We start from the raw sequence: 18,529 nt of genomic DNA, 5'->3' as shown, positions 1-18,529 counted from the left end.
CATCACATTCAGTCGGTCAGCGCGCGCCGCAGCGCCTCCGTGATCGCCGCCATCTGCCGCTGCGAGATCTCGGCGGAGAGAATCGCCTGTGAGCCGTGGAAGGTGCCCGGCCACTGGTGCAGCTCCACCGACACGCCCGCCTGCAGCAGCCGCAGCGCGTACGCGATGTCGTCGTCGCGGTTCGGGTCGTACTCCGCCGTGGCGACGTAGGCCGGCGGCAGGTCCGACAGGTCCTCCGCACGCCCGGCCGACGCGTACGGCGTCGCGGTCGTGGAGCCCAGGTAGTGCCGCCACGACAGGGCCGCGATGTCCCGGGTGACCCACGGCGTCTCGGTGAAGTTCCGCTGCGACCAGGTCTCCTGACGGTCGTCGAGCTGGGCTTCATTGAGCAGCTGGAAGCGGATCCGCGGGCCTTGCTCGTCCCGCGCCCGCAGGGCCACGGCGGCTGCGAGGCCCCCGCCCGCGCTGTGCCCGGCGACCGCGATCCGCTCGGGGTCGAAGCCGAGTTCGGCCGCGTGTTGGGCAGCCCAGAGCAGCACCGTGTACACGTCGTCCAGCGCGGCTGGGAACGGGTCCTCGGGGGCCGTCCGGTAGCCCACGGAGATCACCACCGCGCCGGAACCCTGGGCCACCCGGGCGGCCCAGGCATGCTCGGTGTCCACGTCACCGACGACGTATCCGCCGCCGTGCAGCCAGATGACCGCGCCGCGTGCCCCGCGCGGACGGTAGATCCGCACGGGCACGTCGGGATCGGCGGGCACCAGGTGGTCCTCGACCTCCAGGTCCGTGGTGTCCGGGGCGGGGCGGGCGGCGGCCAGTTCGGCGTACTGCTTGCGTTCGGCGACCGGGTCGGTCAGGTCCGCCTTGGGGAACAAGGGGACGAATGCTTCGAGTTCGGGATCCATGACGGCCATCCTGACGGCCGCCCGTCGGCGGATCATCCGCCATCCGTCGCGCATCCCGCCCCGATTGCGCGCCGCCCGGCGCGCACCCGCCCGCCTATCCTTGTCCGGCATGGAGGCACTTGCCGTACGACTGTCGGGACTGGATCCGTACGTCGGCGGCGCGATCCGCGTCGTCGCGTTCTACGACACCATGATGCGTCGGAGGGTCGACCTGCCGGCCCTCGCCAGGGCCTCCTCGGGGCTGGCCGAGTGCATCGCCGGACTGCGGCTGCACGGCTCGGGGCGGGCGATCCGTATGGGACCCGACGGCCGGGAGCCCTCCGGCCCGCCGTCGCCCCCGTCCAGCAGCGCGCCCATCACCCTCGACGACGAGGAGATAGGCACGGCCTGGCTGGAACGCCCCGGCCCGCCCAACCCCCTCGACGAGGTCCTCCTCGACCGGCTGGCCATCGCTGCCGCCGCGGCCGTCGAACGGTACGACCCCTCCCGCACCACCATGGCCGACCCCGCCCTTGTCGAACTGGTCATCAGCCCCGACACCGACGAGGCCGCCCGGGCCCGGGCGCTGCGGCTCCTCGGGTTCGCCGCCGAGCTGCCGGTCCGCGTCGCCGCCGTACGGTCACCGGTCCCGCTCGACCGGGTCGGCGCGCTCGTCTGCCCGGGCCACCCGGTGAAGGCGGCGCCGCTCGCCGACGTGGGCGTGCTCCTGGCCATGACCCTGGACGCGGCCCGCTTCCCGGCCGAGGTGCGCGCGGGCGTCGGTGCGGCCGGGAGCCCCGACTGCTCCTGGCGGCAGGCCCGCACCGCCCTGCGTTTCACCACCCCGCGCGAGCCCGTTGTCCGGTACGCCGACCTCGGTGCGCTGGCCCTCCTCGCCGAGCTGCCCCCCGACACCGCGCGCGCCAACCCGGACGTGGCCGCCGTGGGCCGCCTCGCCGCGAGCCCGGAGGACCTGGAGACGCTGGACACCTACTGCGCAACCGGCTCCCTGCGCCGCGCCGCCGATCTCCTCCACCGGCACCACAGCAGCGTCGCCCGCCGCATCGAACAACTCGGCCGGACCCTCGGTATCGACCTCAGCGACCCCACGGGACTGACCCGCGCGCGGCTCGCACTCACGGCGTGGCGGCTGCTCGGTGAGTGAGCCACGGAGCCCTACTCCCAGGTCCGATTCCCGCTAGGCGGTGTCGTCGAATGTCACGCCCACATCAGGAGCGATGCCAGGGTGACGGCTGCCCGGTAGGACTCGGTGGTCTTGTCGTACCGCGTTGCGATGCCGTCGGTGCCGCCCGTGGAAGGTCAGCCCCCCGACCTGCTCGGCGAAAGGTCCGCCCTGCGCACGACGGCTCCGGGCACCGGAACCGCCGCACGGTCAGCCGTATCACCACGGGGCGTCCGCCGACCGCGGCGTCAGCGACGTCCCGGATGCTTACGTGACGTGTTGCCCCAGGTCAGCGTCGATACCGCCAGTCGCCCGTTCGGAAAGTCGAACACTGCCCACAGAACGCTGAACTGCCGCCGTCTTGAAGTGGCAGGTCGGGGACCTGGTGTGACGCTGTTTGGGGGTGCCCGTGCTGGTCGAGGCGGCAGTCTGCCGAGCAGATCGTCTGGCAGTGCGGTGCGGGGGATTCCGCTCGTCGCCGGGGCCGCGCTCTACGATCCGGCCCATGACTGACCCGGACTCTGAAATGCGCTGGACCAAGTGCGAGCTCGGCGTGGCACGATCGCGCTGAGCCATCAGGTGACCGACCTCGTGATCCGACGCAGCCGCCCCTCGCCCGAAGGGACGTTCGCACTGATCGCGGAGCTGATCGATGCAGGAGACCCTACGTCCAGTCATCGCTCGATGGGAACGAATCACGGCCCGACCCGCATCAGCGCCGGCGATCTGAATGCGGTGACGGGGGCCGACTTGACCTTGACGCTGGGTCAACCCTCCACCCTTCTGACAGGAGCTTCCTCGCAGTCGGCTGGAACAGCTCCGCAAAGGAGGCAGATGACCATGGTGGCCCTATCGAATGCCGGTCCGGCGATTCGCGTGCAGGGTCTCGAGAAGGCGTACGGGAAGCTCGAGGTGCTGCGCGGCGTGGACTTCGACGTGGCGCGGGGCACCATCTTCGCCCTGCTCGGCTCAAACGGGTCGGGCAAGACGACGACCGTGAGGATCCTCGCCACGCTTCTGAAGGCCGACGCGGGAACGGCCGGCGTCAATGGCTTCGACGTCGCTACGCAACCGGCGGACGTGCGGGAGTCCTTCAGCCTCACCGGGCAGTTCACGGCAGTCGACGAGATCCTCAGCGGTCGGGAGAACCTCGTACTCGTCGCCAAGCTGCGCCACCTCGAGAACCCGGGCGCGATCGCGGATGATTTGCTGGGACGTTTCTCTCTGACCGACGCGGGCGCGCGGAAGGTGTCCACGTATTCGGGCGGGATGCGCCGTCGGCTGGACATCGCGATGAGCCTCATCGGGAATCCGCCAGTGATCTTCCTGGACGAGCCGACGACCGGTCTCGACCCCGAGGGACGCATCGAGGTGTGGCAGGCCGTGAAGGAGCTCGCCGGGTACGGCACGACGGTGCTGCTCACCACCCAGTACCTCGACGAGGCCGAACAGCTCGCCGACCGGATCGCGATCCTCCACAAGGGGCGGATCATCGCGAACGGCACCCTCTCCGAGCTCAAGCAACTCCTCCCGCCGGCCACGGTCGAGTACGTCGAGAAGCAGCCGACCCTGGAGGAGATCTTCCTCGCGATCATCGGCAGCGACGCCACCGGCACGAACAAGTAGGGAACGAGGATGACCACGTACTTCTTCGGCGACACTGCCGTGCTCACGGGACGGACCCTGCGCCATGTCACACGCAGCATGGACACCATCATCACGACCGTCATCACGCCGGTCGCCATGATGCTGATGTTCGTCTACGTGTTCGGCGGCGCGATCGACACAGGGTCGGTTTCGTACGTGAACTACATGCTGCCCGGCATCCTGCTCATCACCATCGCGTCGGGCACCTCCTACACCGCCTACCGACTCTTCACCGACATGAAGAGCGGGATCCTCGAGCGGTTCCAGTCCATGCCGATCGCACGGTCGGGCGTGCTGTGGGCACACGTCTTCACCTCTCTGGTCGCCAACCTGATCTCGCTCGTGATCGTCGTGGGTGTCGCGCTGCTCATGGGCTTCCGCACAGGGGCAGGAGTGCCGGCATGGCTCGCGATCGTCGGCATCCTGCTCCTGTTCACCCTGGCGCTGACCTGGATCGCCGTGATCCCCGGGCTCTCCGCAGCCTCGGTCGAGGGCGTGGGCGCGTTCGCCTACCCGCTCATCTTCCTGCCGTTCATCAGCTCGGCGTTCGTGCCCACGGAGACCATGCCCGGCCCGGTGCGCTGGTTCGCCGAGAACCAGCCCGTGACGTCCATCGTCAACACGCTCCGCGACCTGTTCGCCCAGCGGCCGGTCGGCGACGACATCTGGACCGCCCTCGCCTGGTGCGTCGGCATCCTCGTCGTGGCGTACGTCTTCGCGATGGCCGCCTATCGCAGGAAGATCGCCTGAGGCAGTCTGATACCCATGCTCACCATCAGCCAGCTCGCGGCGTACGCCGGGGTGACGGTGCGGGCGGTACGCCACTACCACCAGATAGGGCTGCTGCCGGAGCCCGAACGCGACCGATCCGGTTACCGGACCTACGATGCTGCCGCGGTCGTGCGACTGATCCGGATTCACACCCTGGCGGATGCCGGCGTGCCGCTGGCCCGGGTGCAGGGACTCCTCGACGCCGGCCCGGGGGAGTTCGCCGATGGCGTCCAGGAGATCGACAAGGACCTGCGAGCCCAGATCCGGCGGTTGCAGGGCACCCGCAGACGGCTCGCCCTGCTCGCCGCCGGAGAGCACCTGGCGCTCCCGCAGAGCGTCGTGCACTACCTCGACCGGCTTCGCGGTCTCGGCGTCGAGGAACGATACATCGAGATGGAGCGGGACGCCTGGATCATGATCGCAGCCCAGGTGCCGCACCTGATCGACGCCGTGATCGCCAAGAAGCACGAGGAGTTGAACGACCCCGACATGGTGAAGCTCTACAGCCTTCTCAGCGGGGCACTCGACTGGCCGGTCGACGATCCGCGTGTAGTCGAGATCGCCGACCTCCTGGAGCGGCTGATGATTCGCGCTATGGAGGCCGGCGAGGTGGGTGCCGACGGCTTCGACGACCAGTTCGTCGACCTGCTGGACTCAACCGTGATCGAGTCCTCTCCGGGCGCCCAGCGACTTTTGGCGATCCTGGAGGAGCGGGGCTGGAGGGGCTGGACCCGCATCGAGCGAGTGCCTACCGACAGGCTCAACACTGAGCTGCCGCCATCTTGAAGGTAGGTCAGGAGCCTGGTGTGACGTCGTTCGGGGATGCTCGCTCTGGCCCGGGACGGCAGACTGCCGTGCAGATCGTCTGGCAGAGCGGTTTTGGGGTTTCCGCTTGGGCGGCGCGGGCGGCGAGCGGACCGTCCAGACGTCCAAGTCGGGTGTGGGCGGTGGTGCGCAGCCGGCTCGGCGGCACCAGGCTGAGGACGTCGAGGGCGCGTTGGGCATCGTCGGACGGTTGGTCGGAGGCCGCGGCCTGGGCGAGGACGAGGGTGGCGGCGGCCCCGCCGGGTGTGCCGGGGGTGCAGGCGGCTGCGGAGTCCTCGGCGCGGGTGCGGGCCTGTTCAGTGCGGCCCAGTGGGAGGTGCGCTTCGGCCTGGTGCAGGGTGAGTTCGGGTTCGTCGAAGCCGAAACGGCCCGGGGCCTGTCCGATGGGGTCGGCTTCGTGTTCGGTCAGAGCCACGTCGTGGGCGGCCGCCTCCCGGTCGCGGTCCCATTGGGTGAGGGTGGGCAGCAGCGCCCAGGCGTGGAGCTGGGCACGGGCAAGGCCGGCGGGGCTGCCGTTTCGGTCTCCAGGCGTCGAAGTATGGTCCGACCACACTGTATGTGTGACATAGTTGTGACGTTGGGGCTTTACAGCCGAGCCGGGGAGTGGTGGATGCCTGCCGAGTGGCGGCCTGTGCGTCAGTCGCGCACACATGAGCTCGTGCTTGAACGCATCGAGGAGCGGGTCCTCGCGGGCGAGCTCAAAGCCGGGGACCGTTTGCCGCCCGAGCGTGAGCTGGCGCCGGTGCTCGGGGTGAGCCGGTCCGCGCTGCGTGAGGCGCTGCGGGTGCTGGAGACGGTCGGGGTGCTGGTCGCCCAGACGGGCCGTGGACCGGACTCCGGGGCGCGGATCGTACGGAACCCGGATGATGCACTGGGCCAGCTGCTGCGCCTGCACTTTGCCCTGGGCAGCTACAGCCTGCAGGACGTGCTGGAGGCCCGGGTGGTGCTGGAGCGTTCCAGCTTCGAGGCGGCGGCTGAGCGTGCTTCGGCAGAGGACCTCAGCGAGGTGGAAGCGCTTCTCGAACGCATGCAGGAGCCGGGTGTGGGAATCACCGTCTTCAACGACCTGGACACCAAGTTCCATGTCGCCATCGCCCGCACCTCCGGCAACCAGCTCACCTCTACTCTCACCTCGGCCGTGCGCGAGTCGGTGCGTCCGTTGATTCTGCAGGCACTGGAGAGCACCGAGGACTGGCCGGCCACGGCGGATGCGCTGAACCGCGAGCACGCCGGGCTGCTGCGCCTGGTGCGGGCGGGCAAGGGCCTGGAGGCCGCCGATCTGGTCGAGAAACACATCCGCGGTTTCCACGGCACGCTCGTCGACGAGAAGGCCCGGGCGGAGGGGGCGGACCGGGCGGACGAGGCCCTCCAGGACGAGGACTGAGAAGGGCGGAGGAGGGGCGACCCCGCGTGGGCGGGGCCTGCCCCTCCTCTCTTTTGCTCGTCCCTGCTTCGCCTGCCGGTACTGCTACGGCAGCATCCAGGACAGCGTCGGAAGCGACTGCAGATAGACCAGGACACAGAGGACTGCCAGCATCGCGACGCTGTATCCGGCAACCTTGCGCAGCAGCAGCCGCTCGGTGCCGGGCTGCTCCACCGCCGTCGCCGCGATGGTCAGGTTCTGTGGACTGATGAGCTTGCCGACGACGCCGCCGGTGGTGTTGGCGGCCACCAGCAGGGTGGGGTCGATGCCGGCGGCCTTTCCGGCGGTCTGCTGGAGCGTGGCGAACAGGGCGTTGGATGAGGTGTCCGAGCCGGTGACGGCGGTGCCGAGCCAGCCGAGGACCGGGGAGATCAGGGCGAAGAGGCCGCCGGTGGCGGCGAGCCAGGTTCCGATGGCGAGGGTCTGTCCCGACTGGTTCATGACGTAGCTCAGGGACAGCACGGTGGCGACCGTGGCGATGGCGGTCCGCATGTTCCTCACGGTGCGCCCGGCGCAGGACACCCCCATGCGGATGGTCATCGGGAAGCGGTCGGCGTCCTTGGCCCTGCTGTAGACGAGCATCACCAGGACGCCGGAGAGCAGGAGCAGGGTTCCGGGGTTGCCCAGGACGTCCAGTTTGTAGACCGCGCTGCCCGCCGGGGAGCCGTCGCCGGCGAGGAGGTTGCCGTACAGGCCCGGCCAGTCGAGCTGGAGGGCGAAGGTGCCGAGCAAGTCGGGCATGTGGAGTCCGCCGACGTCGAGCTTGGCGAGGGCGAAGACCGCGATCACCAGGAGGTACGGCAGGACGGCGAGGGTGACACGGCGGCCGGTCAGGGGTGCGTCCGCGACCTGGGAGCGCTGGTCGTCCGGCGTACGCGGGCTCCAGAAGCGCAGCATCAGCACGGCGGCGGCGAATCCGGCGAGGGCGGCGACGACGTCGGTGAGCTCGTAGGCGAAATGGGCCGAGCACCAGAACTGGGCGAGGGCAAAGACGCCTCCGGTGACCAATGCGATCGGCCACAGCTGCCGTACGCCGCGCCGTCCGTCGACGATGAAGAGCAGCAACTGGGGGACGAAGAGGGCGAGCAGAGGGCTCTGGCGGCCGATGACTCCGGCCAGGTCTTCGGCCGGTATGCCGGTGAGGTTGCCGGCCGTGGTGATCGGGATGGCCATGGCTCCGAAGGCGACCGGTGCGGTGTTGGCGACGAGAACCGTCACGGCCGAGGTGATCCGCGGCAGTCCGAGTGCCATCAGCATGGCGGCGGTGATCGCGACGGGGGCGCCGAATCCGGCGAGTGCCTCGAGGAGTCCGCCGAAGCAGAACGCGATGAGCATGGCCTGGATGCGGAGATCACCGCGGCCGACGGCGCTGAAGGAGCGGCGCAGATCCTCGAAACGGTTGCTGATCACGGTGAGTTCGTAGAACCAGATGGCCGACACGACGATCAGCATCACCGGGAAGAGGCCGAAGGTCAGGCCCTGGGCCGCGGACAGAACACCCAGTTGCAGCGGCATCCCGTAGCCGAGGACGGCGACCAGGAGTGCGGCGAGCAGGGCGCCGAGCGCGGAGTGCAGTGCCGGTCGCTTGGCTGCCATCAGCAACAGGAAGAAGGTCGCGAGGGGGACCAGGCCCAGCAGCGCGGTGACGGTGAGGCTGCCCCCGACGGCGGCAGGGTCGGGGGTATAGGCCGCCAGGGCGGCCGGTGGTGTGGTGACCACGAAGTGCTCCTCATCGAGTTCTGCGTGCCGCCCGGACGGCCGGGGTGCCCCTCTTCGGCCGTGGCGGCGCCATGTGGCTGGCGAACGGCCATCAGTAGCCCACTGAAGATGTCGCATGTCAATAAGGTCGGACCAAATTGCGCTCATACTTTTCTTCTGTGGTCCGAAGCGAGTATGGTCCGACCACAACGACCGGGAGGTCCTATGCGCGTCGCGCTCTTCGCCACCTGTCTGGGAGACACCCTCTTCCCGGAAGCGGTGAAATCCACCGCGGTACTGCTGGCCCGCCTCGGCCATGACGTGGTGTTCCCACCGCAGCAGACCTGCTGCGGCCAGATGCACATCAACACCGGCTATCAGCGTGAGCCGACACCGCTGGTGCAGAATTTCGCCGAGCAGTTCGGCGACCCGTCCATCGAGGCGGTGGTGATGCCGTCAGGGTCGTGCGCGGGCTCGGTCCGCCATCAGCACGAGATCGTCGCCGCACGGTACGGAGACGCGGCGCTGCAAGCCGGGGTCGCCACCGTCAAGGCCAAGACCTACGAGCTGTCCGAGTTCCTGGTCGACGTCCTGGACGTCACCGATGTCGGCGCGTACTTCCCGCACCGGGTCACCTACCACCCCACCTGCCACTCGCTGCGGATGCTGCGGGTCGGCGAGAAGCCCCTGCGGCTGCTGCGCGCCGTCGAGTGCATCGACCTGGTGGAGCTGCCCGAGGCCGACGCATGCTGCGGTTTCGGCGGGACCTTCGCGGTCAAGAACGCCGAGACCTCCTCGGCGATGCTGAGGGACAAGGTACGCAACATCACCGCCACCGGTGCCGAAGTGTGCACGGCGGGCGACTCCTCCTGCCTGATGCACATTGGCGGCGGGCTGTCACGCCTCAAAGCCGGTACGCGGACGCTGCACCTGGCGCAGATCCTCGCCGCCACCCGCACCGCGCCCCACCCCCTCGTGGAGGCCCTCCGATGAACAGCCCGGCCGACCGCGCGCCGAACAGCACCTTCGTCGGCATGCCCACCGTCCCCCCGCGCTCCCCGTACGGCGCCGGCAACCTCCGCGGCGAGCGCGCCTTCCCCAAGGCCGCCCACGACGAGTTGGCCAACGAGCAGCTGCGCCGGAATCTGGGCAGGGCCACCCACTCCATCCGCGCCAAGCGCCTCGCCGTCACCGGTGAACTGCCCGACTGGGAGCAGCTGCGCGACGCCGGCTCGGCCATCAAGACCGACACCATGAACCGGCTGCCCGAACTGCTGGAACAGCTGGAGCGGAAGGTCATCGAGCACGGCGGCACCGTCCACTGGGCGCGCGACGGCATCGAGGCCAACGAGATCGTCACCAGGCTGGTCAAGGGGACCGGCAGCGACGAGGTCCTCAAGGTCAAGTCGATGGCCACTCAGGAGATCGGCCTCAACGAGTACCTGGAGAGCCAGGGGATCACCGCGTACGAGACCGACCTCGCCGAGCTGATCGTCCAGCTCGCGCACGACAGGCCGTCGCACATCCTGGTTCCCGCGATCCACCGCAACCGCGACGAAATCCGGGACATCTTCCTGCAGGAGATCCCGGGCGTGGACCCCGGGCTGGACGCCGTTCCCGCCCAGCTGGCGGCTGCGGCGCGCGCGTATCTGCGCGAGAAGTTCATGACGGCCAAAGTGGCCGTCTCCGGCGCCAACTTCGGCATCGCCGAGACCGGAACCCTGTCGGTGGTCGAGTCCGAGGGCAATGGCCGGATGTGCCTCACGGTGCCCGAGACCCTGATCACCGTGATGGGCATCGAGAAGGTGCTTCCGCGCTTCCAGGACCTGGAGGTCTTCCTGCAGTTGCTGCCGCGCTCCTCGACCGGAGAGCGGATGAACCCGTACACCTCGCTGTGGACGGGGGTGACACCGGGCGACGGCCCGCAGGACTTCCACCTCGTACTGTTGGACAACGGGCGTACGGCAGCGCTCGCGGACGCGATCGGTCGGGCGGCCCTCAACTGCATCCGCTGCTCCGCCTGCCTCAACGTCTGCCCGGTCTACGAGCGGACGGGCGGCCACGCCTACGGCTCGACCTATCCCGGTCCGATCGGCGCGGTCCTCACCCCACAGCTCGCCGGCATGCACGGCGCCAAGGACGACCCCAACAGCTCACTGCCGTACGCCTCCAGCCTGTGCGGTGCCTGCTTCGACGCCTGCCCTGTGAAGATCGATATTCCGTCACTGCTGGTCGAGCTGCGTCACCAGCACACCGAGCAGTCGGGTACCACCGCCGAGAAGCTGGCGATGAAGGCCGCGGCCACAGTCATGCAGCGGCCGAAACTGTTCACGGCCGCACAGAAGGCGGCGGGTCTCGGGCGCCTACTGGCGGGGCGGGACGGCACGATCTCGCATCTGCCACCACCGTTTCGCGGTTGGAGCGACAGCCGCGACACCCCGGCCCCGCCCCGGCAGTCCTTCCGCTCCTGGTTCGCCTCCGCGGAGGGCGCGGAGGCGATGCGGGCCGCAGCGGCGGAAGGCGTACGGCACCCCGACGACGGCATCCAGGAGACACCGTGACCGCAACCGCACGTGAGACCGTCCTGAGCCGTGTCCGGGACGCCCTGGCACTCTCCCCAGGCCCCGAGACGGTGGTCCCCCGTGCCTACCGCACCGGCCGGCGCCTCCCCGACACGGAGCGACTCGCCCTCTTCGTCGACCGGCTCGTGGACTACCGGACACAGGTGCACACCTGCACGGCTTCCGAGACCGCGGCGGTGGTCGCCGAGGTGCTCCACGCGCACGGAGCACGGAAGATCGGGGTACCACCCGGGCTGGATCCGGCCTGGCTGGCCGCGTACGACGGGACCGTCCTGACGGACTCCGCCGACATTCCGGCCCCTCAACTGGACTTGCTCGACGGCGTGGTCACGGCCTCCACCGTCAGCTGTGCCGAGACCGGCACGATCTTCTTGGACGCTGCCGCACCGGACCAGGGACGGCGCGCCCTGACACTCGTCCCCGACCTGCACCTCTGCGTCATCGACTTGTCATCGGTGCAGACCGGTGTCCCAGAGGCAGTGGCCCGACTCCGACCCACACACCCCCTCACACTGATCAGCGGACCCTCGGCCACCTCCGATATCGAGCTCGAACGGGTGGAGGGCGTCCACGGCCCGCGCACTCTGGAGGTGGTGATCCGAACCGACGCCTGAGCGGTCGGGAGTGTCTGCTGACTTTGCCGGCGTGATGTCGCTTCTGAGAAGCGGTGGTTGCCGCTGGGAGGCCGGGTGAGCGGTACGCCTTGCGGGCCGGTTCCGGGTGCTGTGCGGCCGCTGTACCCGGCTGGTTCTGCAGCCGATGCCTACTTCGGAGCGACGAGCAGGTGTTCGGTGCCGAAGGTTACGCCGGTGTTGGCGTACAGGCTGGTCTCTTCGTCGGACCAGCGGACGCTGAGGTCGTCGGGCCGACCGTTGGAGTCGAAACTGCCCGCGGTCATGACCGAGTCATGGGACCTCGTGCTGCCGGCCGCGGCCATCTCGACCTCCTTGCCGATGCCGCCGGGGCCGGTCTCCTGGAACTGGGAGACCTCTCCGTCGGACCAGCGCACCAGGGTGTCCCACCTGTTGCCTCCGGTGAGGTCTCCGGCGGTGACCGGCGTGGCGTGTTTCCAGGCCGGCAAGGTCGCTTTCGCGGCCACGCAGCGCGCCATTGTCACCGACTGGGCCACTGCCCTGAGTGGCCTCGGACTCGGCTGAACTCATTCGGCTGTGGTGCCGCGATGCACGGTGCCGTTGGCGCGAGCGCTTTGAGGGCACCGTGCATCGCTTTTGGCGTCGGGTCAGGCGGGGGTGATGTTCTCCGCCTGCGGGCCCTTCTGGCCCTGGGTGATGTCGAAGGTGACGGCCTGGCCTTCCTGGAGTTCACGGAAGCCGCTGGCGTTGATGTTGGAGTAGTGCGCGAAGACGTCGGGGCCGCCTCCGTCCTGCGCGATGAAGCCGAAGCCCTTTTCGGCGTTGAACCACTTGACGGTACCGCTGGCCATGTCTGTGCCTTCCATTCGATGGCGGGTCCGCACCGCGCGGACCCGGAGGTGGTCGTCCTGGTCCTCGGGCACTGCACAGCAAAACGCCCGCGCCACAGCGCGGGCAGGAACTGCGAACCACGACATCTGACAGTGACGTTACACTGCGGCTCCGCTCCGTGACCAGTGAGTCAGTGCCACCGGATCAGGCAGCGTCGCGACTTGGGCCGAGCCTTGCGGCACGCACAGCGGACAGTCCACCAGCCCAGGTAGTTGAACTTGTTCTCGTTCCACCAGCGTCCCCGGCGCCGTCAGACCAAGGGCAGACCACTCGTCCGGCGTGGGCCCGCTGTCCTGCCGTCAGCTGGCCGTGGGGTGTTCGAACGCCTGCCGTGCTTCTGCTTGCCAGGATGCGACGTCGGGTCTGCGGGCGCAGCGGAGTCCGGTGCTCGCGCTCGGTCATACCGCCCCACACGCCGCACTCGATGCGGTTGTCGAGGACTTCGGCCAAGCACTCGGTGCTGCGGAACCCTCCCCAGACCACGGCCCTGTGTGAAGACCCGGGCGCCGCAGCACCGGGCCAGCCGTCCGTCCAAGCGGCATGCAACGGCCTGCGGTTCTTGTAGAGGTGTGATCTGCCGGGACGTCAGCTATGAGGTCCTGTGGATGGGTAGCATCCGCCGCAACACTCCAGGGACCAAGGAGCGTGACTGCCGTGGCCGATGAGGCTGCCACCATTCAGGACAGGCACGCGGGACGTTTTGCCAGCGAGCTTGAGAGTAACCCCGTGAGCAGGCGAACCTCCGAGCTCGTCTGAAGCAATTGCAGACGGCGGAGGATGAGGTGCTGCTCAGACTGCGGAGCGCTCTGGCTGCCGCGCCTGCTGGCCCTGATTCCGCCGCCGCGGGTGCGGCAACTGCTGCGGGGACGGAGCCGCAGGACCTCACCCACCCGCCGGAGGAGGCGGCCGTGCCGCGGCACCAGGAGGACAGCGGCCCTGCGGCCCTGCGGCCCCGGCCAAGAAGGCCGCCGTCAGGCGGACCGCCCCGACCAGGAGGAGTGCCAAGAAGACCATGGCCAAGGCCTCGGCGGACAAGTCGGTGGCGAACAAGGCCGCCGAGCCTCCGCTGGGCGATCTTCTCAAGCAGATCCTGGACCAGCATCCCTGCCAACCGCGCGGCTCCCGAGGTCACCAGGGGGTTTGGGTATGAGTACCCCGAGTGGGCCCGGGGGACCACTATCGTGCGCAACACCCTTGAGCGGCTCGTCGCGAAGAGCGCCGTCGAGTGCACAAAGCAGAAGAGCACCGTCCTGTACGCGAGTCACGGACCTGCGGCTGCGGACAGTACAACCGCCGGATCGTCCCCGGTGGCCGGCGAGGAGGACGAGAAGGCTCTGCCGCAGGCGTAGCGCGTCACCGCCAGGACGTCAGCTGGCACCACGGCAGGTTCTCGGCGTGTTCGTGGTGAGGACAGCGACGACGTGGTGGGAGCACTGTCGCGCGGAGCGCGTCCATGAGGGGTGGTGGTCGGGCTGGCGGGTGCGCTGAGGTTCTGCTACCCGCACCGCTACGCAAATCACTTTGAGACGGTCCCTAGCGCGTGGGGTGCTGCTGCTCAGCGCCTCGTCTCGTATCTGGTCAGGACCACGCCGCCGGGAAACGTCCGCGTCTCCACCAGGTTCAGGTTCACCCAGCTGTCCAGCGCGGTGAAGAACGGCGTGCCGCCGCCCACCAGGACCGGATGGGTGGCGATCGCGTACTCGTCGATCAGCCCGGCGCGCATGGCCGCCCCGGCGAGCGTTGCGCCGCCGATGTTCATTGGGCCGCCGTCCTCGGCTTTGAGCCGGGTGATCTCGGCGATCGCGTCGCCGGTGACCAGGCGGGTGTTCCAGTCGACCCTGTCGATCGTCGAGGAGAACACCACCTTCGGCGTGTCCCGCCAGTTCCGCGCGAACTCGATCTCCGCCGGGGTGGCGCCCGGCTGCTGGTCGCCGGTCGGCCAGTAGGAGCTCATCGTCTCCCATAGCTTGCGCCCATACAGCGACAGGCCACTCGCCTGCTCGTGGTCGAGCCACCACTGGAACAGCTCGTGGCTCGGCGGTCCGCTCCAGCCGATGTCGTCGCCGGCCGCGGCGATGTAGCCGTCCAGGGTCAGGTTCATGCCGTAGATCAGTTTCCGCATGGCCCAGCCTTCCGTCCGTGGGTGTCCGGCGTATGGACCAGCGTGGCGCGGGAAACTAATCGGTGCGCGATCTGGGCTCGCCGGTAGTCTTCGTGCTCGGGGCTCAGCGTGGTGTACTCCGGCCGACACGGGCAAGCCGCCTGATCTCGCCCTCGCTCTCGCGAGGAAATGCCACGGATTTGGGACTGATCATGGGTGACAAGGCCGTGAGACAGTCAAGAACGCCCAGGTCACGCAAGATCGACATGTCACGAGCGGCGAGACTCCACATCTATCGGGTTTGCGGACCTGTGCGGGTTCGGGGCCCGGTGGAACTGTGGGGGTGACGCGTGCGCAACTGACTGATGCTGATTGGGAGTTCATTGCTCCGTTCCTGCCGATCGGGGAGTTCGGTCCGTATCCGGAGAATCTTCGGGCCCAGTTCGAGGGTGTGGTGTGGAAGTTCCGGTCGGGCGCACAGTGGCGGGAGATGCCCGGCCGGTTCGGGCCGTGGCAGACGGTGTATGACCGGTTCCGGTACTGGCGGAAGGCCGGCGTGTTCACGACCCTCCTCGATGGTGTGATCGCCGAGGCCGCGAGGCGGGGCAAGACGGACTTGTCGCTGGTCAGCGTGGACTCGACCACGGCCCGCGCGCATCACGATGCAGCCGGACTACCCGTCGACGCCGAAGTCCTGGAGGCACAGGAGAAATCGGCCGCCGAAAAAGGGCCGACGCGAAGAACAAGACCGGCAAACCGACCGGCAGGCGAAGAACGCCGGCGGTCAAGGCACTGCCGTAGGGCCCGCCTGGCCGCCGCTGACCTGGGATGTTCCGGCGGCGGTCTCACCACGAAGATCCACCTCGCCGTCGATGCCGCCGGCCGCCCACTGGCCATCCTGGTCACGGCCGGGCAGGCCGGCGGCAGCCCTCAATTCGTTCCTGTCCTGGAACGGGTCGATCCGCCAGCCGGTCGGCAGGCCCCGCACCCGGCCCGGCGCGGTCGCCGGGGACAAGGCCTACTCATCCCGAAAAGACCGCGCCTACCTGCGCAGACGCGGAATCAAAGCCGTGATCTCCGAGCCGCGGGGCCAGGCCGCGAAACGGGAGAAAAAGGGTCGGGCAGGCGGCCGACCGGTCACCTGCGATCCCGACCTCTACCGCGAGCGGAACACCGTCGAACGCGGCATCAGCAAGATCAAAGCATGGCGGGGCCTCGCCACCCGCTACGACAAAGACCCCGCCAACTACCGGGCCGGACTCGAACTCCGCGCCGCACTCCTCTGGATCCGCAGCCTCCAACCCAACCACTGATCACAACACCAGACAGGCCCTAGTAGGGCTTGGTCATCTTCACTCCTGAGTGGCGTGTCTGTTGCCTCGTGGGTGGCGTTGTCGTGGTGTGACACCTGAGGAGATGACCGAGGCCCGGGGGGACCTGGAGGCGTTCGCGGCGGAGTTGTTCGACGGGTTCTTCCGTGCGGACCAGCGGCGGTGGGGACAGGCGTATGTGCGAGGGCTGCTGCTGGACGGGCGGCGTAAGTCGGTGGAGCCGATGGCAGCCCGCCTCGGCGAGGACGGCAACCGGCAGGCGCTGGCGCACTTCATCACCTCCAGCCCGTGGGATGCGGCCCATGTGCGGGCCCGGCTGGCCTGGAGGATGCACGAGGCGATCGGTCCGGAGGCGCTGATCGTTGACGACACCGGCTTCCTCAAGGACGGGGACGCGTCTGCGTGTGTGTCGCGGCAGTACACCGGCACCGCGGGCAAGGTCACCAACTGCCAGGTGGGAGTGTCGCTGCACCTGGCCCGTGAGCAGGCCTCGGCCGCAGTGAACTGGCGGCTGTTCGTGCCCGCTTCATGGGATCCGGCCTCTGGACAGGCGGATGCGGCCAAGGTCGCCCGCCGCGGCCGTTGCGGCATCCCCGCCCAGGTGGGGCATGTGGAGAAGTGGCAGCTGGCCCTGGACATGATCGACGAAACCCGGTCGTGGGGCGTCGATGTCCCCTTGGTCGTGGCGGATGCCGGATACGGCGATGCCGCCGCCTTCCGTCTGGGGCTGGAGGAACGCAGCCTGCCCTATGCGGTCGGGATCTCCTGCCGCCACACCGCCCATCCGGCCGACGCCCGGCCCGTCCAGCCCCCCTACGCGGGCACCGGCCGGCCACCGAAAGCGCAGTACCCCGACCCTGCGCAGACGGTGAAAGACCTGGTCATCGCGGCCGGCCGGGCGGCTGCACGGCCGGTTTCCTGGCGGGTAGGCTCCCGGCCGGGCACGGGCCGAAACGGCTTCAAGCGCATGTACTCGCGGTTCGTCGCCCTCAGGGTCCGGCCCGCCGGACGGGGCCTACGCAAGACCACGGACGCTCCCGAGCTGCCTGAACGCTGGCTGCTGGCCGAATGGCCCGCCACCGAGAGCGAGCCGGTGCAGTTCTGGCTGTCCAGCCTGCCCTCCGGCATGCCACTGGCCACCCTGGTGCGGCTGACCAAGCTGCGCTGGCGCATCGAGCACGACTACCGGGAGATGAAACAGGCCCTGGGACTTGCCCACTTCGAAGGCCGCACCTGGGGCGGCTGGCACCACCATGTCACCCTCGTCTCCGCCGCCCATGCCTTCTGCACCCTCAGGCGCATGGCTCGCGCCCCAAAAGACACAGCGGCGGTCTGAGTCTCTACCAGATCGTCCGTGAACTGCAGACACTCCTCGCCCTCTGGACCGGCGCCTGCCCCACCTGCCGCCGCGACATACCCGCACCGATAGCAAGATGACCAAGCCCTAATAGATGTTGGTGTCGAGTGCGGCGCTCACGCGCAGGCCGGTGCGGGTGGTGGTCGCGGCGATGGACTGGACGATGACTTCGTGACTGGTCAGCGGGCGGCCGCGCCAGTTCAGGGTGATGTGCGAGAAGAGCCGATGCTCGATCTTGTTCCACTTCGATGTGCCCGGCGGCAGGTGGCAAACGGTGATCGTCAGTCCTGTTTCGGCCGCGAGCCGGGCGAGTTCGAGCTTCCAGGCCCGGGTGCGGTAGCCGTTCGAGCCGCCCGCGTCGGCGGTGATGAGCAGTCGTGTCGCCTGCGGGTAGGCGGCCCGGCCCTGGCCGGACCACCAGCGGCGGATCGATTCCACTGCGAACGCGGCGGTGTCGTGATCGGTGCCCACGTTGACCCAGCCGGTGTTCGCCGCGAGATCGTAGATCCCGTACGGGACGGCCTTGCCCAGCTGGGGGTCGGCGAAGTCATGGACGTTCACCGGCATCGGATCAGCCGCAGGCCGCCATTGGCGTCCGTTGTTCTTGAACTCGCCGACGAGCTCCTTCTTCTTGGTGTCCACGCTGATCACCGGCTGGCCGGTGTCCCTGTGATCGCGGGCCTGCTCGTTGAGATAGCGGAACTGGGCATCCCGGTCCGGATGTTGGCTTCCCTCGATGGTCTTGGCGTTGGCCTGCAGACTGAAGCCTTCCTCCCGCAGCAGGTCCGCGACGGTGTCCGCACTGACTTTGTGCCCGGTCCGGGCCAGCTCCCGCGCCAGCGTGCGGGTCGACTTCACCGTCCACCGCAGCGGCGACATCGGATCACCGCGCTCATCCGGCTCGACAAGCGCCAGCAGTGCCGGCCGGAGCCCCGGATCGAGATCTGCGACCCTCTTGCGGCCTCCGCCCGGCCGCCGCACCCGCCCCAGAGGTTCCTCGCCGGCCTCCAACTCGAACACGCCCTTGCGGACCGTGGTCTCACTCACCGAGGCCGCTCGCGCGACGGCCCGAACACCACCGTGTCCCAGGACACGGGCCTCTGCGGCCATCAACAGCCGTCGCTGCCGCTCGTCCAGATGTGGGAACAACACCGCGAACTTCACGGCGAGTTGGTCACGAGTCTCATCCGGGATGCGCATACCACATCAACGAGCCATGGGACTGGAAGCAACACCTTGATTC

At 68.9% G+C, this 18,529-nt stretch carries 16 protein-coding genes and 3 pseudogenes; 11 read left to right on the top strand and 8 right to left on the bottom strand.

What is annotated here, in order from left to right; translation table 11 throughout:
* Positions 1-8: 8 nt before the first annotated feature.
* On the bottom strand, positions 9-905 hold the full coding sequence (locus tag N8I87_RS00475; RefSeq protein WP_263204679.1) for an alpha/beta hydrolase: 897 nt from the start codon (positions 903-905) through the stop codon (positions 9-11).
* Between the two features lie 109 nt (positions 906-1,014).
* On the opposite strand from N8I87_RS00475, the gene N8I87_RS00470 reads away from it, so the two are divergent.
* The 4 genes from N8I87_RS00470 to N8I87_RS00455 all read left to right on the top strand — a co-directional run bounded on the left by N8I87_RS00470 (position 1,015) and on the right by N8I87_RS00455 (position 5,271).
* Positions 1,015-2,049, top strand: coding sequence for a helix-turn-helix domain-containing protein (locus tag N8I87_RS00470; protein WP_263204678.1), 1,035 nt, complete (start codon positions 1,015-1,017; stop codon positions 2,047-2,049).
* An 858-nt stretch (positions 2,050-2,907) separates the two neighbouring features.
* The gene (locus N8I87_RS00465; RefSeq protein WP_263216244.1) at positions 2,908-3,693 is read left to right on the top strand and encodes an ABC transporter ATP-binding protein; all 786 of its coding nucleotides are present in this window, start codon (positions 2,908-2,910) and stop codon (positions 3,691-3,693) included.
* Positions 3,694-3,702: 9 nt separating this feature from the next.
* Complete coding sequence (locus N8I87_RS00460) at positions 3,703-4,464, top strand: ABC transporter permease (RefSeq protein ID WP_263204677.1); 762 nt, start codon at positions 3,703-3,705, stop codon at positions 4,462-4,464.
* Between the two features lie 15 nt (positions 4,465-4,479).
* Positions 4,480-5,271, top strand: a complete 792-nt coding sequence (locus N8I87_RS00455) for a MerR family transcriptional regulator (RefSeq protein ID WP_263204676.1) — start codon at positions 4,480-4,482, stop codon at positions 5,269-5,271.
* A 7-nt stretch (positions 5,272-5,278) separates the two neighbouring features.
* Here N8I87_RS00455 and N8I87_RS00450 read toward each other — a convergent pair whose 3' ends face one another.
* The gene (locus N8I87_RS00450; protein WP_263204675.1) at positions 5,279-5,863 is read right to left on the bottom strand and encodes a hypothetical protein; all 585 of its coding nucleotides are present in this window, start codon (positions 5,861-5,863) and stop codon (positions 5,279-5,281) included.
* 57 nt (positions 5,864-5,920) lie between these two features.
* Here N8I87_RS00450 and N8I87_RS00445 point away from each other — a divergent pair, with 57 nt between their 5' ends.
* Positions 5,921-6,694, top strand: coding sequence for a FadR/GntR family transcriptional regulator (locus N8I87_RS00445; protein WP_263204674.1), 774 nt, complete (start codon positions 5,921-5,923; stop codon positions 6,692-6,694).
* An 84-nt stretch (positions 6,695-6,778) separates the two neighbouring features.
* On the opposite strand, the gene N8I87_RS00440 is transcribed toward N8I87_RS00445, so the two are convergent.
* Positions 6,779-8,452 (bottom strand): L-lactate permease, encoded by a 1,674-nt coding sequence (locus N8I87_RS00440; RefSeq protein ID WP_263204673.1) that lies wholly within the window; start codon positions 8,450-8,452, stop codon positions 6,779-6,781.
* Between the two features lie 204 nt (positions 8,453-8,656).
* Here N8I87_RS00440 and N8I87_RS00435 point away from each other — a divergent pair, with 204 nt between their 5' ends.
* Genes N8I87_RS00435 through N8I87_RS00425 form a run of 3 tightly spaced genes read left to right on the top strand, consistent with a single transcriptional unit; the run spans position 8,657 to position 11,627 of the window.
* Positions 8,657-9,424, top strand: a complete 768-nt coding sequence (locus tag N8I87_RS00435; protein ID WP_263204672.1) for a (Fe-S)-binding protein — start codon at positions 8,657-8,659, stop codon at positions 9,422-9,424.
* A complete protein-coding gene (locus tag N8I87_RS00430) occupies positions 9,421-10,992 on the top strand; it encodes a lactate utilization protein B (protein WP_263204671.1) in 1,572 nt (523 codons plus the stop codon). Before N8I87_RS00435 ends, N8I87_RS00430 begins: the two co-directional genes overlap by 4 nt.
* Entirely contained in the window at positions 10,989-11,627 is a 639-nt protein-coding gene (locus tag N8I87_RS00425; protein WP_263204670.1) for a LutC/YkgG family protein, read from the top strand. The genes N8I87_RS00430 and N8I87_RS00425 overlap by 4 nt, the downstream gene beginning before the upstream one ends.
* Positions 11,628-11,776: 149 nt before the next feature.
* Here N8I87_RS00425 and N8I87_RS00420 read toward each other — a convergent pair whose 3' ends face one another.
* The 3 genes and pseudogenes from N8I87_RS00420 to N8I87_RS00410 form a co-directional block, all read right to left on the bottom strand.
* Positions 11,777-12,112, bottom strand: a complete 336-nt coding sequence (locus N8I87_RS00420; protein ID WP_263204669.1) for a hypothetical protein — start codon at positions 12,110-12,112, stop codon at positions 11,777-11,779.
* Between the two features lie 141 nt (positions 12,113-12,253).
* Entirely contained in the window at positions 12,254-12,457 is a 204-nt protein-coding gene (locus tag N8I87_RS00415; protein WP_037751662.1) for a cold-shock protein, read from the bottom strand.
* Positions 12,458-12,838: 381 nt separating this feature from the next.
* Positions 12,839-12,986 (bottom strand): annotated as a pseudogene (locus N8I87_RS00410) (WhiB family transcriptional regulator); the annotation flags it as partial.
* 692 nt (positions 12,987-13,678) lie between these two features.
* Between N8I87_RS00410 and N8I87_RS00405 the strand changes: the two are divergent.
* The gene (locus tag N8I87_RS00405) at positions 13,679-13,846 is read left to right on the top strand and encodes a hypothetical protein (protein ID WP_263204668.1); all 168 of its coding nucleotides are present in this window, start codon (positions 13,679-13,681) and stop codon (positions 13,844-13,846) included.
* A gap of 206 nt (positions 13,847-14,052) precedes the next feature.
* Here the strand turns inward: N8I87_RS00405 and N8I87_RS00400 are convergent, their stop codons facing one another.
* On the bottom strand, positions 14,053-14,619 hold the full coding sequence (locus N8I87_RS00400; RefSeq protein WP_263204667.1) for a dihydrofolate reductase family protein: 567 nt from the start codon (positions 14,617-14,619) through the stop codon (positions 14,053-14,055).
* A 322-nt stretch (positions 14,620-14,941) separates the two neighbouring features.
* Between N8I87_RS00400 and N8I87_RS00395 the strand changes: the two are divergent.
* Both N8I87_RS00395 and N8I87_RS00390 read left to right on the top strand, forming a co-directional pair.
* Positions 14,942-15,911: pseudogene (locus N8I87_RS00395) on the top strand (IS5 family transposase).
* Between the two features lie 103 nt (positions 15,912-16,014).
* Positions 16,015-17,265 carry an IS701 family transposase gene (locus N8I87_RS00390; protein WP_263204666.1) on the top strand — a complete coding sequence of 417 codons (1,251 nt, stop codon included), beginning with the start codon at positions 16,015-16,017 and terminating at the stop codon, positions 17,263-17,265.
* Positions 17,266-17,376: 111 nt separating this feature from the next.
* On the opposite strand, the pseudogene N8I87_RS00385 reads toward N8I87_RS00390, so the two are convergent.
* Positions 17,377-18,486: pseudogene (locus tag N8I87_RS00385) on the bottom strand (ISAzo13 family transposase); the annotation flags it as partial.
* Positions 18,487-18,529 lie beyond the last annotated feature (43 nt).

The sequence above is a fragment of the Streptomyces sp. HUAS 15-9 genome (assembly GCF_025642155.1).
Taxonomy (GTDB): domain Bacteria; phylum Actinomycetota; class Actinomycetes; order Streptomycetales; family Streptomycetaceae; genus Streptomyces.
The sequence above is the reverse complement of the archived record's forward strand: the minus strand, read 5'-3'. Positions and strand labels throughout refer to the sequence as shown.

Bases quoted from the DNA above. Each gene is read 5' to 3' on its own strand.
- N8I87_RS00415 (WP_037751662.1), bottom strand. From the start codon at position 12,457: ATGGCCAGCGGTACCGTCAAGTGGTTCAACGCCGAAAAGGGCTTCGGC.
- N8I87_RS00400 (WP_263204667.1), bottom strand. From the start codon at position 14,619: ATGCGGAAACTGATCTACGGCATGAACCTGACCCTGGACGGCTACATC.
- N8I87_RS00455 (WP_263204676.1), top strand. From the start codon at position 4,480: ATGCTCACCATCAGCCAGCTCGCGGCGTACGCCGGGGTGACGGTGCGG.
- N8I87_RS00430 (WP_263204671.1), top strand. From the start codon at position 9,421: ATGAACAGCCCGGCCGACCGCGCGCCGAACAGCACCTTCGTCGGCATG.
- N8I87_RS00460 (WP_263204677.1), top strand. From the start codon at position 3,703: ATGACCACGTACTTCTTCGGCGACACTGCCGTGCTCACGGGACGGACC.
- N8I87_RS00465 (WP_263216244.1), top strand. From the start codon at position 2,908: ATGGTGGCCCTATCGAATGCCGGTCCGGCGATTCGCGTGCAGGGTCTC.
- N8I87_RS00390 (WP_263204666.1), top strand. From the start codon at position 16,015: ATGACCGAGGCCCGGGGGGACCTGGAGGCGTTCGCGGCGGAGTTGTTC.
- N8I87_RS00470 (WP_263204678.1), top strand. From the start codon at position 1,015: ATGGAGGCACTTGCCGTACGACTGTCGGGACTGGATCCGTACGTCGGC.
- N8I87_RS00435 (WP_263204672.1), top strand. From the start codon at position 8,657: ATGCGCGTCGCGCTCTTCGCCACCTGTCTGGGAGACACCCTCTTCCCG.
- N8I87_RS00475 (WP_263204679.1), bottom strand. From the start codon at position 905: ATGGATCCCGAACTCGAAGCATTCGTCCCCTTGTTCCCCAAGGCGGAC.
- N8I87_RS00445 (WP_263204674.1), top strand. From the start codon at position 5,921: ATGCCTGCCGAGTGGCGGCCTGTGCGTCAGTCGCGCACACATGAGCTC.